The sequence below is a fragment of the Mesorhizobium yinganensis genome, assembly GCF_040081985.1.
Lineage (GTDB): Bacteria > Pseudomonadota > Alphaproteobacteria > Rhizobiales > Rhizobiaceae > Kumtagia > Kumtagia yinganensis.
On the sequence record NZ_JBEBMH010000002.1, the window covers coordinates 615,805 to 630,981 of the forward strand.

The following is a 15,177-nucleotide window of genomic DNA, read 5'->3' on the forward strand; positions in this document are numbered from 1 at the left end:
ACACAATTTTTTCGCCTCGCCCTGATCCATTTCCGGATGAGCGCTATCGGCTCAACCTACCACGGCTTCCGCCTCGATCTCGACCTCGTAGCCGCCGACCAGTCCGCCGGCCTGGATCAGAGTGTTGGCCGGCTTGATGTCGCCGAAGACCCGGCCATGGGCCCGCGAGACGGGTTCCCAAGCTGCCGCGTCGCGCAAATAGATGCGGGTGCGAACGACATCCTCCAAAGAGCCGCCGAGCGCGCGGATCGAGGCGGCGATCTTGTCGAGAATGTAGGTGGTCTGCGCGCCGGCGTCGCCGGGCGCGACGCAGCGGTCGGCGGCGTGCGTGGCCGTGGTGCCTGAGACGCGGATCGTGTCCTTGACGCGAACAGCGCGGCTGTAGCCGGCGATGGGCTCCCAAACGCTGCCCGACGAGACGCGGCTGCGGCCCGGCCGGCCGGGCACCGGCTCGGCCGTATAAATCGACGGGATGGCGTCGAGGTGATGGCTAAGATCTCCGGAGGCGGTGAGATAGGGCGGCTTGCGGTATTCGTCGCCGCAGTCGCCGGGTATCGGCGTGGAGGCGGCAAAGGCTTCCTGCAGCAGCGCCCGGTCCTCGGCGTCGAGCGAAAAGCCGAAAGCCTTCAGATTATCGGCGCGGTGCTCGCTCTCGCCGAGGCGCGCGCCGACGATGGCCCCGGCCACCGCCGCGTGATCAAGTACCCAGCGCGTCGCGACGTTGGAGATCGACACGCCGTGTTTTTGGGCGATGGTGCCCGCCGTGCGCAAAATGCCCTGGAAGACGTCCCAGCCACCGGCGGCGTCGATAAAGCGCTTGTATTTCGAACGGCTCCAGTCGGGGATCGTGGCGGGCTCCGGTTGTCCGCGCCATTTGCCGGAAAGAAAGCCGCCGCACAAAGTGCCGTAGGCGAGCAGTTTCACGCCATGGGCGCGGCAGACCTCCGACAGCGGGCCGGCGGCGCGCCGATCGACCAGCGAGAACGACACCTGGTTGCTGACCAGCGGAACGCCGTCGGCCAGCGCCAGCGCCAGATGCGCGGCATCGAAATTGGTGACGCCGATGGCGCCGATGAGGCCCTCGTCCTTCAGCCGGCTCATCTCGTGCAGGGCGTCGAGCCAAGCCGGATGCTCGAAGGTCCACCAGTGGAACTGCAAAAGATCCACCTTCTCAACAGCTAGCCGGTCGAGTCGCTCCTGAACGCCCTTGCGCACAATCTCGGCGGTCATGGGGCCAGGCTCGGGACACCATTTGGTGAAGGCGAGCGGTCTTTTTTCAGCGCCCCTGTGGCGCGCCAGCAGCCGGCCGGCGATCAGTTCGGCGCTGCCATAGTGGTCGGCCATGTCGAATGTGTCGAAGCCGTCGCTGATATAGGCCTCAAGCGCGTCAGCGCCGCGTTCTGGATCGAGCGGCGCGCCGCCCTTCTCCAGGTCGGCCACCTGCCACAGACCGCAGAGCAGGCGGCTGACGGAGAGCCCGTCGCCGAGCAATATTCGTTCAGGCGCTGCCGGCACGGGTCGTCTCCTGATTAGCTGTAGTCGATGGGGCCGCGCGGCCCGCCAGCCGGCCGAGATGGCGCGACACGACGCGCTCCTCGCCGAGAATGCCCCGCGGGCGAAGCAGCAGGATGGCACAGAGCGCAACGCCGATCATGACGATCTGCAAGGCGGCGGCGCGCGCCTGTTCGCCCGGCGGGAACAGCGCCGCGAAGGCGCCAGCGGATGCGGCCCAGATGCCCCAGACAAGGACCGCGCCGAGGATGGCGCCGCGATTGTTACCCGAGCCGCCGACGATCAGCATCGCCCAGACCTGGAAGGTCAGCATCGGCACGTAGTTCTCCGGGGCGATGAAGCCGATGAAATGCGCCTGCGCGGCGCCCGCCAGCCCCATGATGCCGCCACCGATGGCAAAAGCCTGCAAGCGGAATTTTGTCGCATTCTTGCCGAGCGCGCGCGCTGCCGCCTCATCCTCGCGGATGGCACGCAGCACGCGCCCCCACGGGCTGCGGACCAGCCGTTCGAGCGCCAGATATAGCGCGATCACGACGGCGGCGAGCAGCGCCAGATTGGAAAGGCTGAAGGCAAGCGGATTGCCGGCCAGGCCGGCGAACGGGCGGGGAATGAAGCCCATGCCGAACGGGCCGCCCGTCACCGGCTCGAGGTTGAGCGCGACGAGTTGCACGGTGACGGCGACGCCGAAGGTGGCGATGGCGAGATAGTCGGCGCGCAGACGGATGGTCAGCGCACCGATCAGGAAGGATATCAGACCAGCGGCGAGTGCGGCCCCGAACCAGCCGACCGCGATCGGCAGGCCGAAACCGCCGAAACGCTCGTGCGTGTCCGGCGTCGTCAGCAATGCCGAGACATAGGCGCCAATGGCCACGAAGCCGGCCACGCCGACATTGAACAGGCCGGTCTGGCCCCACTGCACGTTGAGACCGAGGCACATGATGGCATAGGTCAGCGCCATGGTCAGGAAGAAGGCAGCGTAGGCGAAAAACTCGACGCTCATTCCGGCCTCCCGAAAATGCCTTGCGGGCGGATCAGCAGGACGAGAACAAGAATGATGAAGGCAATCGCTGCGCGCCATTCGGCACCGATCAGTTGCACCGCGAGCGCCTCGGAGAGCCCGACGATGACGCCGGCAAGCATGGCGCCCGGCACGCTGCCGATGCCGCCGAGGATGGCGGCGGCGAACAGCGGCAGCAGGAGGTCGAGCCCCATTTGCGGCCGCACTTGAACCAGCAGGCCAGCGATGACGCCGGCCACAGCCGCGAGCCCTGCGCCGAGCACCCAGACGACGCGGATCACCTTGCGCACCTCGATGCCGACGACGCCGGCGAGTTGCGGGTTCTCGCTGACCGCCCGCATCGAACGGCCTATCGCCGTGCGGGTCAGAAGCAGATGGATGGCGACGACCAGCACGGCGGCCAGCCCCAGCGACAACAATTGATCGGGCGTGGCACGGATACCGCCGCCGAGCGGCAGGGCGATTTGCAAGGCCTTGGTGTAATAGGCTGGCTTCGACGTGAAGATGAATTCAAGCAGGCTGCGAAGCGTAAGCGCGGCGCCAAAACTCGCCATGACCATGATGATGACGGTGCTGCGCTGGCGGCGCAGGCGGCCGAACAGCAGCGCGTCGACCACCAGCGCGAGCCCACCGGTGAGCGCCAAGGCGGCGAGCAGGCCGATCGGCAGTGCCCAGCCGAAAGAGAAGGGGCCGATCGGCGCCAGCATCGCGCCGGAAACGGCGCCGAGCGCGCCGGCAACGGCGAACGCGAAATAGGCGCCCCAGGAGATGAACTCGCCATGCGCGAAATTGGCGAAGCGCAGGATCGAATAGGTCAGCGTCACGCCGACCGCGCCGAGCCCGATCATCGAGCCGGTGATCAGCCCGTCCATCAGCGCCTGCGGATTCATGACACCGCCCTCCGATCGTGCCGCGCGCCGAGATAGAGTTCGGCGACGACCGGATCGTCGGCAAGCGTGGCGGCCGGGCCTTCATGGCGCACGCGGCCTTCGACCAGGATGACGGCGCGGTCGGCAATCGCAAGTGCCGCCTTCACATTCTGCTCGACCAACACGATGGTGACGCCGGTCTTGTTGATGGCCTTCAGCCGCGAAAAAACTTCTGCGACGATTTTCGGCGACAGGCCGGCCGACGGCTCGTCGAGGATGAGCACGGAGGGCTCGACGATCAGCGCGCGGGCCACGGCGAGCATCTGGCGCTGGCCACCGGAGAGCTGGCCGGCGCGCAGCGATGGGCGCGCCGCGAGGTCGGGAAACGTCGTGTAGAGTTCGGCGATGCGGCGCGCCTGCCGCTCCCTTGGCAGGATGTCGGCGGCCAGCCGCAGATTGTCCTCGATGGTCAGCGTCGCAAAAATGTTCTCGGTCTGCGGCACGAAGGCCAGGCCATGCCGGATTTTTTCGTGCGCGGGAACATGGGTGATGTCCGCACTGCCCAGCAGCGCCGTGCCGGAATGCACCGGCACGAGACCGGCTATGGCCTTGACGAAGGTCGATTTTCCGGCCCCGTTCGGACCGAGGATAACAATCAGTTCGCCCGTTGCCACCAAAAAATCCACACCCCGCACGATCGGCAGGTCTCGCTCATAACCGGCGACGAGGTTCTGCGTGGAAAGCGCCTGCTGGGGGTTGGTCATGCCGCGACCCCGCCCAGATAGGCCTCGACCACCGTCGTGTCTCGCGACACATCGTCTGGCGCGCCCTCGGTCAGAAAGCGGCCGCCCGCCATCACGACCACCCGGCCGCAGAGCCGCGCCACCATGTCCATATTGTGCTCAATCAGCAGGATGGATTTGCCCTGGCGGTTAAGCTCCAGCACGCGGTCGATGATCAGTTCCAGCAGCGTCGGGTTGACGCCTGCCGCCGGCTCGTCGAGCAGAATCGCCTGCGGGTCGGCCATCAGGATGCGCGCCAGTTCGAGCAGCTTCCGCTGGCCGCCCGACAGCACGCGCGCCGGCTCGCCCTCCAGATGCGACAGGGTGACGAAGTCGAGCAGCGACCGCGCTTTCTCGACCGCCGCCCTCTCCTCTGCGGCTACCCGGCCCGGCCGCAGGAAATTCATGAAAATGCTCTCGCCCGCCTGGCGCTGGCCGCCGGCCAGCACATTTTCCAGTACTGTCATCTCGGCGAAAGGTCTCGGGATCTGAAAGGTGCGGCCGACGCCGTGTGCGATGCGGCGCTCCGGCCCGCCGCGCGAAACGTCATGTCCGGCAATCGTCACGGTGCCGGACGTGGGCTTCAGGCTGCCGGCGAGCAGACTGAACAGCGTCGTCTTGCCGGCGCCGTTCGGGCCGATCAACCCCAGCATCTCGCCACGACGCAGTGCGATCGACATATCATCCACCGCACGCAGCCCGCCGAACTGCTTTACCAGCCCCCGCCCTTCGATGAGCGGGGTGTTCGCACGGGCTGGGGCTCCTGTGGTGGCCATGAGGCTGGGACCGGAAATTTTTGATAGGTGATGTTTGATCAAACTTTACATCGACAAACATTGCAACTAGAAAATTGGGGATTGTCGGCTCTAATGGCGGCGACCTGATGCGCGATCGGCGAAACGCAGTCCGCGAAGTTTACGGTGAGTGTCCGGTTATCCGTGGTGCTCCGGTCCGCGGATTAATTAAATGCCGCACTCCGTCCGACACCCCTCATCCGTCTCGGCTTCGCCTCGACACCTTCTCCCACAAGGGGAGAAGGGAGAGCCCGGCAATTTCGCCTCTGCCGATCTCCAACGTCGAAGGTTGGCGGAGACACCTGCGCGAGATTTCCCCTTCTCCCGTTGTGGGAGAAGGTGGCCGAGCGAAGCGAGGTCAGATGAGGGGTGTTGGACGGAGTACTGCGGATCACTCCACATGACCCAGCGCCGCGCGCTTTCCCCCGTCGGACGCGAGACGCTGCATGATCGCGTCTATTCTGAACTGCGACGCTCGCTGATCCACGGCATGTTCGACCCCGGCGAGATGCTGCGCATCCAGGACCTCGCCGAGACCTTGCAGACCAGCACCATGCCGGTGCGCGAGGCACTGGGGCGGCTGGTTTCAGAACAGGCGCTGGAGGCGCTGCCCAACCGCTCGGTGCGCGTACCGCTGATCAACCGCGAAAAGCTCGACGACCTCGCCCGCGCGCGCTGCCTGATCGAGGGCGAACTGACCGCGCTTGCGCTGCCGAGGATCACGGCGGACGATCTCGACATGCTGAAGGACCTGACGCGCGAATGCGATGCGGCGTTCACCGACAACGCGCCGGACAAGGCTCATCGCACCTCCGAACTCAACCATGCCTTCCACTTTTCCATCTACCGCGCGGCAGGCTCGCCGGTGCTGATCCCGGTGGTCGAGAGCCTGTGGCTGCAATCCGGCCCCTATGTGAGGGCTGCCGCGCAGATCCACGACCAGTTGCGCGACATGTCTGGCACGCATCACCACTGGGCGCTGATCGAGGCGCTGGAGCTTGGTGCCAAGGCGCGGGCGGTGAAGGCGCTGACCGAGGACATCACGCGGTCCTTCAACCTGGTGCGTGGCCGGCTGCCCGCCGACGATCCGGCCGAGGAGAAACGGGCCTATGGCTGAGCGCAAGGACGACACTTTTGAGCTCTTCGACCTGCGCGTCGAGGTCGTCGCCGATGAAGGCGCGAAAATCTATTGCGGCGCGAAGGTCGGTGACCATTTCGAAATGCGCGGCGAGATGCTGCACCTGCCGCCCGGCCAGGGGATTTCGATCTATTCGCTGTCGTCCGTGCTGCCGCTTCTCGCTGCCAAGCAGCGGCCGACACACAAAAACGACTGGATGACCACGGATGCCGAGATCGCCTGTCCCGACCCGCATTGCGGCTCGCGGCTCAGGATCACGCGGCTGGGGCTGCGCAGATTCAGCCATGCCGAGACAACGGCCGTGCCGCTTGGGGATGACTGACATGCAGCGCATTAAACTCGCGCCGGACTACGAGATCTCGCGGGTGATCCGCGGCGGCTGGCAGATGGCGACCGGCCACGGCTCGGTTCGCAGCGACGATCCCGTTTCCGACCTGATCGCCTTCGCCGATGCCGGCATCACCACCTTCGACTGCGCCGATATCTATACCGGCGTCGAGGACCTGATCGGCCGTTTCCGCTTGCGTTTTCGCGAGTTGCGCGGGCAGCAGGCGCTGGACCGGATCAAGGTTCACACCAAATTCGTGCCCGACCTCGAAATCCTGCCGCGCATCTCCAAATCCTACGTCGAAAGCGTCATCGACCAGTCGCTGCGGCGGCTCAAGATGGAGCGCCTCGACCTCGTTCAGTTCCACTGGTGGGATTACGCGGCGGACCGCTGGCTGGAGACGTCGGTGTGGCTGGAAGAGTTGCGCCGCGCCGGAAAAATCCACAAGGTGAGCGCCACCAATTTCGACACGGACCGCATGCTGGCGATGATCGATGCCGGCGTGCCGCTGACCTCCATGCAGGTGCAGTATTCGCTGCTCGACAACCGCCCGGCAAAACGCAAGGCCGCAGCCGCGATCGAGCATGGCGTCTCGCTGCTCTGCTACGGTACGGTGGCGGGCGGCTTCCTCGGCGACCGCTGGCTGGGCGCGGCCGAACCGGATGACGGGCTGGAGAACCGCTCGCTGGTCAAATACAAACTCATCATCGACGAAATCGGCGGCTGGGATCTTTTCCAGGCGCTGCTTCGGACGCTGCGCGGCATCGCCGATCGGCATGGCGTCGACATCGCGACCGTCGCCAGCGCCGCCATGCTGTCACGGCCGGCCGTGGCGGGCGTCATCGTCGGTGCGCGCACCCGCGACCATCTTACGTCAAACTTGGCAATCTCCGACCTGGAGTTGACGGCGCAGGATCAGCAAGAGATGGACGCCGTGCTGGCCAATGCCAGCGAACTGGACGGCGACGTCTATGCGCTGGAGCGCGACCGCCACGGCCGCCACGGCTCGATCATGAAATACAATCTGAACAAGGGAGCCGCCTGACGCCCGCGCCGGCGGCCCGGACTGACTTTTGCCTGCAAATGAACCAACGGCCGCCGGGAGTCGGCCAGAACCAGAAGGGGAATACGACATGAAAAAACTACTGCTCGCCACCGCGCTGCTCGCCGGCGTTTCGGCCCTGCCCGCAATGGCCGCCGACTGCGACATCACCGTCGGCGTCGTCATGGAACTCACAGGCCCGGCCGGCGCCTACGGCCAGGCCGGCGCGAAGTCGGTGGAGATGGCTTTTCGCGACTTCAACGAGGCCGGCGGTGTCGGCGGCTGCAAGCTCTTGACCGACACGCGCGACAGCCAGAGCCAGGGCAACGTCGCCGTCGACCAGGCAACGCAGCTCGTCAACATCAAGAAAGTGCCGGTAGTCATCGGCGGCATCATCTCCTCGGTGTCGATCCCGATCCTGACCTCGGTGACGGCGCCCGCCGGCGTCGTGCAGGTATCGCCCGCCTCCTCCTCGCCGACGCTCACCCAGCTTGCCCGCGACGGCAAGACCAACGGCGTGTTCTTCCGCACCATCACATCGGATGCGCTGCAAGGCACGGCGGCGGCGAAATACGCCATCGACCAGGGCCTGAAAAAACTCGCCATCATCCACGTCAACAACGATTTCGGCGTGAACATGATGAAGGAATTTTCGGCCGCCTTCACCAAACTCGGCGGCACCATCACCTCGACGACGCCCTACAACGAGAAGCAGGCGAGCTATTCGTCGGAGGCGAGTGCGGCCATGGCCGGCGAGCCGGAAGCGCTCTACCTCGTCAGCTACCCCGTCGACGGCGCGACCATCGCACGCGCCTGGATCTCCGGCGGCGGCGCGGCGAAATTCCTGCTCAACGACGGCATGAATTCTTCCGAATTCATCGACGCGGTCGGCGCGCAATATCTGAACGATGCCTTCGGCACATCGTCGGGCACCGCCAAGACCGCCTCCACCGATTATTTCTACGGCGGCTACGAAGCCTTCTCGGGCGGCATCAAGCCGGATGCGCCCGCGGCCGACCGCTCCTATGATGCGGGCGCGATCGTGGCGCTGGCCATCGCCAAGGCCGGCAAGGGCGACGCCGCCGCGATCAAGGCGGCCATTCCGGAGGTCACGGCTGCCGGCGGCGAGCCGATCCATGCCGGCAAGGACGAGTTCGGCAAGGCGCTCGGCCTGATCAAGGAAGGCAAGCCGATCAAATACGAGGGCGTCATCGGCCCGGTCACCTTCGACCAGTATGGCGACATCACCGGCCCGTTCCGCCTGTGGCGGATCAAGGACGGCCAGGTGACGACGGTGGGCGAGATGAGTGCGGAGGAAGTCGACAAGATCAAGGGCGAAATGGCGAAGTAGGCCTCGGCGCTGGGGACAGTTTACTTTCTTGCCTGTTGCGAAAGCCTTGAAATGCCTCAGCTTTTCCGCGGCAAAAGGTAAACTGTCCCCGTCAGTTCCTAAGCCGCCGCGGCAGCCTGTTGCCGCGCGATGCGGATGCCCCGCTGTTCGAGCAGCGGCAGCACGTGATCACGGAAATACTGAAACTCCTCGACATAGTCGACGAAGGACAGCGTCGTCCCCTTGAAGCCCGCCTGATGCAGCGAGGCGATGCCGTCGGCCACCTGCTCGGGTGTGCCGGTGAGCGGGAAGCCGCCATGACCTGCGGCCATGCGGTCACGGATCAGCGCCAGCAGGTCGTGCGGGAAGGACTGCGCATGCGCGAATTGCAGGCGCACCAGATTATCCACCGCTTCCCAATCCGCGTTGGCCTGGCCGAAATGATGGAGGTAGTCATTGGCCTCCTTCTCGGTCGGACGGCAGACGACGTGGCAGAAGGTCAGCACGTCGATGTCGCGCCCGGCCTCCCTGCCCTGCTGCTTCAGCGCGGCGATCTCTTCCGCCGAGCGTGACAGGTCGATGGCCGGCGTGAACAGAAAATCGGCGTTGCGAACCGCGAATTTGCGGCCCTGCTCGGAGCCGGCGGCGTTGAGGATCGGCAGTGGCGCCGACGGGCGCGGGTCGCCGAGCACGTTCTTCAGCGTGAAGAATTTTCCGTCCCAGTCGAAGGCTTCCTCGCGGCTCCAGAGCGCGCGGACGATGTCGAACCATTCCTGCGCATAGCCGTAGCGCGTCTCGTGGTCGTCCGGCAGCGTCAGGCCGAGCGCCTCGTATTCCGGCTTGTTCCAGCCGGCCACGATGTTGAGGCCGATGCGCCCGCCGCTGATCTGGTCGATGGTGGCGAGTTGCTTGGCGACCACGACCGGGTGGTTGGCGGCGGTGTGCGTCGTGGCGAAGACGGTGATGTCATTGGTGTGCGCCAGCAGTCCGGCAGCCCAGGTGATGGTCTCCAGCACGTTGCCGTGGAAATTCGTCTCGCCGCCATAACCGATCCAGCGGGCGATCGGCAGCATGAAATCGATGCCGGCGGCGTCTAGCAGCTTTGCCAGCTTCAGATTGTTGTCCCAGGTGCTCTTCCAGCGCTCCGGCAGCTTTGTCACCGTCATGCCGCCCGAGCCGTTGGACGCGAACGTGCCGAGCAGGAACTGGTCGCGGTCGAACATGCGGTTGCGGGTCATCACACTCTCCTCCATCTCAAACCCCATTTTATGTTCAATTTTATGATAGAAAGTCTATTTGATTTTCAAAGTGGACGCAAGGTCAGGGCTGGGGCATCTTCCGCCCGGAGGAGACCCTTGATGCCACGCCGCGCCACGCCCGCCGACCCGCCGAAAAAAATGCTCGACCGGTCGTGGCACCTCGCCCGCACGCCGCAGGAGATGGATGTCGCGGAAATCGAATACGCGCTGATCCGCTGCTTCGAGGCGTTCGGACACTGGCAGGCGGAGTGCTTGGCCTCGGTCGCCGATTTTTCCGCCAGCGGCCCGGAGAACGCGCTGCTGCACATGATCCGCATGAACGACCGGCCGAAAAGCGTGCGTGATCTTGCCCACATGGCCAATCGCCAGGACGTTCCCAACATCCAGTACAGCCTGCGAAAACTGATCAAGGGCGGGCTGGTTGTGCGCAGCGGCAGCGGCCGTTCCGGCGTCACCTACGAGACCACCGAGCTTGGCCGCGACGTGTGCGACCGCTATGCCGACGTGCGCGCCGACCTTTTGATCGACCCGGTGGGCAGGGTGCAGGAACTCGCCAAGGGCATGCAGGAGGCAGCGCGCACGCTGGACACCATGACTGGCATCTACGAGCAGGCGGCACGCAATGCCGCGACACACCGCCATCGGCCGAGATGAAGCGGGACGGAGGAAGGCGCCGAGGCGGTAGCAAGAGGAAGCGCAGGGGACGATTTTTGCTTTCTTTCGGCAGAACGGCGAGGCAGTTCAGACGTCGCGCGGGCCGAATAGAGAGACGGTTCCGGGGATCATCAAGGAGGAGGACACATGCTGAAGATACTCTTGACCGCACTGGCGCTGGCGCTGCTGCCGGCAGCCGCGCTTGCGCAGGACGCGCCCGCCGCCATCAAGCGCACACCCCCGCAATCCGTGGACTTTCCGGATGGACACGAGACATTGCTCGGCGTGACCGACGTTCCACCCGGTGCGCAATCCAGCCCCAACTCGCATCCTGGCCTTGAAACGGGCTACGTTCTCGATGGTGAGGTGACGATCACCGTCGCCGGCAAGGCGGACATCGTCCTGAAGGCCGGTGAGTCCTACACGATATCGGCAGGCACGGTGCACAGTGTGAAAACCGTGGGCGACAAAGCGGCCAAGATCATTACGACCTATGTCATCGAACGAGGCAAGCCGCTGTCGACCCCGGCGCCTTAGGGCTCAGGCGTTCGATCATAAACTGGCCTGCCAGCGCCACTTTCCGAGGAGGAAATCGCAATGCTGAGAATGGCTCTCATCGCTGTCTCGCTCGCCATGTTGACAGTGGTTTCGGCTGCACAGGACGCGCCCGCCGGCATCAAGCGCACGCCGTTGCAGAAGATCGCCTTCCCCGAAGGCTACAGCACCGTCATGGGGCTGGCCGAGATCGCGCCGGGCGCATCTTCGGGAAGCCACACCCATCCAGGCATCGAGACCGGTTACATATTGGAAGGCGAGGTGCTGATGTCAGTCGACGGCCAGCCGGACCAGACACTGAAGGCAGGCGATTCCTACCTGATCCCGGCCGGCGTCGTGCATGACGTGAAGGCGATCGGCAACGGTCCCAGCAAGGCACTGGCCACCTATGTGGCCGAGGCGGACAAACCGCTGGCGAGCCCCGCGCCTTAGAGAGATTTGTCTGGTTGGTTGCACTCCGTCCAACACCCCTCATCCGACCTCGCTTCGCGAGGCCACCTTCTCCCACAAGGGGAGAAGGGGGAGTTTCGCGCCCGCCTCGCCGCTAATCGCCAACGTTGGCGATTTGCAGAGGCGAAGCGGCAGTGCTCTCCCTTCTCCCCTTGTGGGAGAAGGTGGCCTCGCGAAGCGAGGTCGGATGAGGGGTGTTGGACGGAATGCCAAACCCAATCGCAATCTCTGTAACCTAGCCCTACTCCCGATACCCCGCCTTCCTCAGCAGCGGCAGGACGCGGTCGCAGAAATAGGGCAATTCTTGCGTGTAGTTGACGAAGGACAGGGCAATGCCTTCATAGCCCTGCCCGGCTATGGCGACCATCTCCTCGGCGATGCTTTCCGGTGTGCCCACCAGCGGATAGCTGCCCGCGCCGCCGGCGAAACGCTGGCGATAGCGGTCGTAGGCATGGGCGTCGTGCGACCGCGAGAATTCCTTCTTGCCGGCCATGTGGGCATCGACCGCCGCGTGGTCGGCCATGGTGACCGCATAGCGGTCGTAATAGGTGCGCGCTTCCTCGACCGTCTCGCGGCAGACGACGTGGGCCACCGTGTAACACCCAACGGTGCGGCCGGCCTTGTCGGCACGCTCGCGAATGTCGGCGACATGCTTTCCAGCATCGGCAAGTTCGGAAAAGGTAGTGAAAAGAAAGTCGCAATGGGCGGCGGCGAAATCGCGGCCCGGCCCGCCGAAGGCCGCGTTCATCGTCACCGGACGTGGCGCCTGCAGGCTGGCGGGGCGGCTGACGGCTTCCTTGAGGTGGTAATAGGCGCCTTCATAGTCGAGCGGCTCGTCGGAAGCGTAGAGTTTTTCGACGATCTCGATCCATTCGGCCGCCTGGTCATATCCCTTCTCGACCAGCGGCGTGCCGAACATGCCGAATTCCTTGGGATTCCAGCCGCAGACGATGTTGAGGCCGGCGCGGCCTTGGCTGATGTGGTCGACGGTCGCCAGCGCCTTCGCCGCGTAGAGCGGATGCACCAGCGGCACATGCACGGTCATGAACAGGCCGATGTTTTCGGTCGCCGCCGCCAGCCCCGCCGCCCAGGTGAAGGTCTCGAAGGAATGCTCGCGCACCTTGTTCCTGCCGCCAAACCCTTTCCAGCGGGCGATCGGCAGGAAAAAATCCAGCCCGGCGCGGTCGGCAATCTGCGCAGCGGTCAGATTGTCCGGCCAGCTCGCCGTCCAGCGCTCCGGAACGTCGGTGATCGCCAGGCCACCATCGGCATTGGTCGAGAAGACGCCGAGCTTCAGCCGGTTCGGGCCTTTCAGCGGATGCGATTTTGCCATGGGATTGTTCCTCCAGGGCGGCACGCTACGGGCTGACGAAAATATTTCAAGCATGAAACGTCTGCCTGCTTCGCAGCGGAGGCGTCTGGGCTTATCAATCAGTCGAGATGACCAAGGGAGGAAAGATAACGGCGAGAGACTGCGGCTTGAGCAGAGCCAATTGACCGACATAATTATGCTGGCACTTTCAGTTCTGCCCACAAACACCGTTGAGGAAAAACGTCCCAAAATCCGTGGCGACGCGTTGCCTCGCTTGGGGTGCGGAGCCCACCGGACAGAGGAACACCGGACTTTCCTGGTCGCCAAGCTCGATACAATACCACCCGCCGTCGCCACTGGCGCTGACGATGGCATACTCGCTAGGCAAACCGTTTTGTTGGCGTTCGCTTAGTGTAAGCCAAACGCCATTTGGAATTGTCGAGTCCTCAAAATTCCGGTCTATGACGCCATAGACTTCGAACGCGTCGAAGTTGCCGGCACCGAGGCTACCGACGAAAGCGCGATAGGTGGGCGGCAAACTGCCAGCGAGCGCATCCTCTGCGGATAAGATGAGAGTTTCATCACGCGGTCCGACAAAGAAGGCCCGATCAACATTTTCGGCGATGATCTTCAGCGCTTCGTCCAATTCTATCATGCTCATCGCATCACCCTGCCCGATCGTCGATATCGCGGGCGGCCAGCTTGGCGTCGGGTCGAGCCGAAGGCAAGTTTCCAGACCCAGCAAGAACGATGAGCATGTCGAAAGCGACGGCAGAACCGCCCGCTTGTTTTAAGCTTGAAATTTTGATCTTGAAAACCGCCACGCTTCGGATAAGCATTTCCCGGTCAGTCGCGTCAGCCGCGTGAGAACTTCATCCGACGGAAGCGACACGCGTCCCGTACGTTTGAAGGGTTTTCGTCCTTGTCTTTCATGCCGCCTCAGTCGTCGTCCGTGGCCAAGGCGCGCTACGCATTCGACGGCATCCGCGCCCAGATGCGCGACCTGCACACCGAAACCATCGCCAACCTCGCCATGCGCGCCCGCGAAATCGGCGACGTCATCGCGCTGTGGTACGGCGAAGGCGACATGGTGACGCCGGCCTTCATCCGCGACGCCGCAAAACAGGCGTTCGACGACGGCCTGACCTTCTACATTCCCAACATGCGCGGCTACGAACCGCTGATCGAGGCGCTGTCGGAGTACCAGACCCGCCTGCATGGCCAGCACATCGGCATCCCGCGCACCACGGTGACGCCGAGCGGCATGCAGGCGCTGTATTTCGCGCTGGAACTCTTGGTCGATGTCGGCACCAATGTCGTCTATGTCGCGCCGCAATGGCCCAATATCCACAACGCCATCCATTTGATCGGCGGCGAGCCGCGGCCCTGCCATCTCGATTTCGACGGCGACTGGCGGCTCGATCTCGATAAACTGTTCGCCATGTGCAACGCGCGCACGCGCGCCATTTTTCTCTCCACGCCCTCCAACCCGACCGGCTGGATGGCGAGCCGCGAGGAGATGCTGGCGCTCTTGGAATTCAGCCGGCGAACCGGCATCTGGATCATCTCCGACGAGGTCTATGCGCGGCTCTATTTCGACGGCGAGGTAGCGCCGTCCATGCTGCAGGTCGCAGAGGACGGCGACCGCGTGCTCGCCGTCAACAGCTTTTCGAAGGCCTGGGCGATGACTGGTTTCCGGCTAGGCTGGCTGACCCACCCGTCCGGCGTCGCCGACCAGCTCGGCGCGATGACGCAATATATCAACAGCGGGTCGGCCGGGCCGATCCAGGCCGGCGCCAACGCGGCGATCCGCCAGGGAGAGCCGCTGGTCCACGAGATCCGGGAGCGCATCAGGACCGGGCTTGACCTCGCCTACGGCAAGCTGGCGCAACTGCCGGGCATCATCCTGCCGACAAAACCACGCGGCGGCATGTACGCCTTCTTCGCCTTCGAGGGCCAGGACGACTCGCGCAAGGTATGCGCCGACATCCTCGAAAAGGCGCATGTCGGGCTGGCGCCGGGTTATCTGTTCGGCAGCTCGGCCAATGCCTTCCTGCGCATGTGCGTGTGCCGCGACGCAGGCCAGATCGAGACGGCGCTCGACCGCATGGTCGGGGCCATGAAATGACGTCCC

The 15,177-nt window shown here is 64.5% G+C and carries 17 protein-coding genes; 8 read left to right on the forward strand and 9 right to left on the reverse strand.

Annotated features, from left to right (window positions below):
* Window positions 1-51: 51 nt before the first annotated feature.
* The 5 genes from ABMA59_RS06635 to ABMA59_RS06655 are packed head-to-tail and all read right to left on the reverse strand — an operon-like array spanning window position 52 to window position 4,957.
* Window positions 52-1,515, reverse strand: a complete 1,464-nt coding sequence (locus ABMA59_RS06635) for an aldo/keto reductase (RefSeq protein WP_349004517.1) — start codon at window positions 1,513-1,515, stop codon at window positions 52-54.
* On the reverse strand, window positions 1,499-2,512 hold the full coding sequence (locus tag ABMA59_RS06640; RefSeq protein WP_349004518.1) for a branched-chain amino acid ABC transporter permease: 1,014 nt from the start codon (window positions 2,510-2,512) through the stop codon (window positions 1,499-1,501). Before ABMA59_RS06640 ends, ABMA59_RS06635 begins: the two co-directional genes overlap by 17 nt.
* A complete protein-coding gene (locus ABMA59_RS06645) occupies window positions 2,509-3,420 on the reverse strand; it encodes a branched-chain amino acid ABC transporter permease (RefSeq protein WP_349004519.1) in 912 nt (303 codons plus the stop codon). Before ABMA59_RS06645 ends, ABMA59_RS06640 begins: the two co-directional genes overlap by 4 nt.
* Window positions 3,417-4,163, reverse strand: coding sequence for an ABC transporter ATP-binding protein (locus ABMA59_RS06650; protein ID WP_349004520.1), 747 nt, complete (start codon window positions 4,161-4,163; stop codon window positions 3,417-3,419). The genes ABMA59_RS06645 and ABMA59_RS06650 overlap by 4 nt, the downstream gene beginning before the upstream one ends.
* Window positions 4,160-4,957, reverse strand: a complete 798-nt coding sequence (locus ABMA59_RS06655) for an ABC transporter ATP-binding protein (RefSeq protein ID WP_349004521.1) — start codon at window positions 4,955-4,957, stop codon at window positions 4,160-4,162. Before ABMA59_RS06655 ends, ABMA59_RS06650 begins: the two co-directional genes overlap by 4 nt.
* A gap of 418 nt (window positions 4,958-5,375) precedes the next feature.
* On the opposite strand from ABMA59_RS06655, the gene ABMA59_RS06660 reads away from it, so the two are divergent.
* The 4 genes from ABMA59_RS06660 to ABMA59_RS06675 all read left to right on the forward strand — a co-directional run bounded on the left by ABMA59_RS06660 (window position 5,376) and on the right by ABMA59_RS06675 (window position 8,834).
* Window positions 5,376-6,092 (forward strand): GntR family transcriptional regulator, encoded by a 717-nt coding sequence (locus tag ABMA59_RS06660; protein WP_349004522.1) that lies wholly within the window; start codon window positions 5,376-5,378, stop codon window positions 6,090-6,092.
* Window positions 6,085-6,435, forward strand: coding sequence for a TIGR04076 family protein (locus tag ABMA59_RS06665; RefSeq protein ID WP_349004523.1), 351 nt, complete (start codon window positions 6,085-6,087; stop codon window positions 6,433-6,435). The genes ABMA59_RS06660 and ABMA59_RS06665 overlap by 8 nt, the downstream gene beginning before the upstream one ends.
* A gap of 1 nt (window position 6,436) precedes the next feature.
* Window positions 6,437-7,486: an aldo/keto reductase gene (locus tag ABMA59_RS06670; protein ID WP_349004524.1), complete on the forward strand. Its 1,050-nt coding sequence runs from the start codon at window positions 6,437-6,439 to the stop codon at window positions 7,484-7,486.
* 88 nt (window positions 7,487-7,574) lie between these two features.
* On the forward strand, window positions 7,575-8,834 hold the full coding sequence (locus ABMA59_RS06675; RefSeq protein WP_349004525.1) for an ABC transporter substrate-binding protein: 1,260 nt from the start codon (window positions 7,575-7,577) through the stop codon (window positions 8,832-8,834).
* Window positions 8,835-8,932: 98 nt separating this feature from the next.
* Here ABMA59_RS06675 and ABMA59_RS06680 read toward each other — a convergent pair whose 3' ends face one another.
* Window positions 8,933-10,051, reverse strand: coding sequence for an LLM class flavin-dependent oxidoreductase (locus ABMA59_RS06680; RefSeq protein ID WP_349004526.1), 1,119 nt, complete (start codon window positions 10,049-10,051; stop codon window positions 8,933-8,935).
* A 120-nt stretch (window positions 10,052-10,171) separates the two neighbouring features.
* On the opposite strand from ABMA59_RS06680, the gene ABMA59_RS06685 reads away from it, so the two are divergent.
* The 3 genes from ABMA59_RS06685 to ABMA59_RS06695 all read left to right on the forward strand — a co-directional run bounded on the left by ABMA59_RS06685 (window position 10,172) and on the right by ABMA59_RS06695 (window position 11,713).
* Window positions 10,172-10,726: a winged helix DNA-binding protein gene (locus ABMA59_RS06685; RefSeq protein WP_349004527.1), complete on the forward strand. Its 555-nt coding sequence runs from the start codon at window positions 10,172-10,174 to the stop codon at window positions 10,724-10,726.
* Between the two features lie 147 nt (window positions 10,727-10,873).
* Window positions 10,874-11,263 (forward strand): cupin domain-containing protein, encoded by a 390-nt coding sequence (locus tag ABMA59_RS06690; protein WP_349004528.1) that lies wholly within the window; start codon window positions 10,874-10,876, stop codon window positions 11,261-11,263.
* A gap of 60 nt (window positions 11,264-11,323) precedes the next feature.
* A complete protein-coding gene (locus tag ABMA59_RS06695; RefSeq protein WP_349004529.1) occupies window positions 11,324-11,713 on the forward strand; it encodes a cupin domain-containing protein in 390 nt (129 codons plus the stop codon).
* Between the two features lie 259 nt (window positions 11,714-11,972).
* On the opposite strand, the gene ABMA59_RS06700 is transcribed toward ABMA59_RS06695, so the two are convergent.
* From ABMA59_RS06700 to ABMA59_RS06710, 3 genes are all read right to left on the reverse strand, one after another.
* Window positions 11,973-13,064, reverse strand: a complete 1,092-nt coding sequence (locus ABMA59_RS06700; protein WP_349004530.1) for an LLM class flavin-dependent oxidoreductase — start codon at window positions 13,062-13,064, stop codon at window positions 11,973-11,975.
* A gap of 187 nt (window positions 13,065-13,251) precedes the next feature.
* Window positions 13,252-13,704, reverse strand: coding sequence for an SMI1/KNR4 family protein (locus ABMA59_RS06705; protein WP_349004531.1), 453 nt, complete (start codon window positions 13,702-13,704; stop codon window positions 13,252-13,254).
* A 4-nt stretch (window positions 13,705-13,708) separates the two neighbouring features.
* Window positions 13,709-13,867 carry a hypothetical protein gene (locus ABMA59_RS06710; RefSeq protein WP_349004532.1) on the reverse strand — a complete coding sequence of 53 codons (159 nt, stop codon included), beginning with the start codon at window positions 13,865-13,867 and terminating at the stop codon, window positions 13,709-13,711.
* Between the two features lie 107 nt (window positions 13,868-13,974).
* Between ABMA59_RS06710 and ABMA59_RS06715 the strand changes: the two genes are divergently transcribed.
* The gene (locus ABMA59_RS06715) at window positions 13,975-15,171 is read left to right on the forward strand and encodes a pyridoxal phosphate-dependent aminotransferase (protein ID WP_349004654.1); all 1,197 of its coding nucleotides are present in this window, start codon (window positions 13,975-13,977) and stop codon (window positions 15,169-15,171) included.
* Window positions 15,172-15,177: the final 6 nt, after the last annotated feature.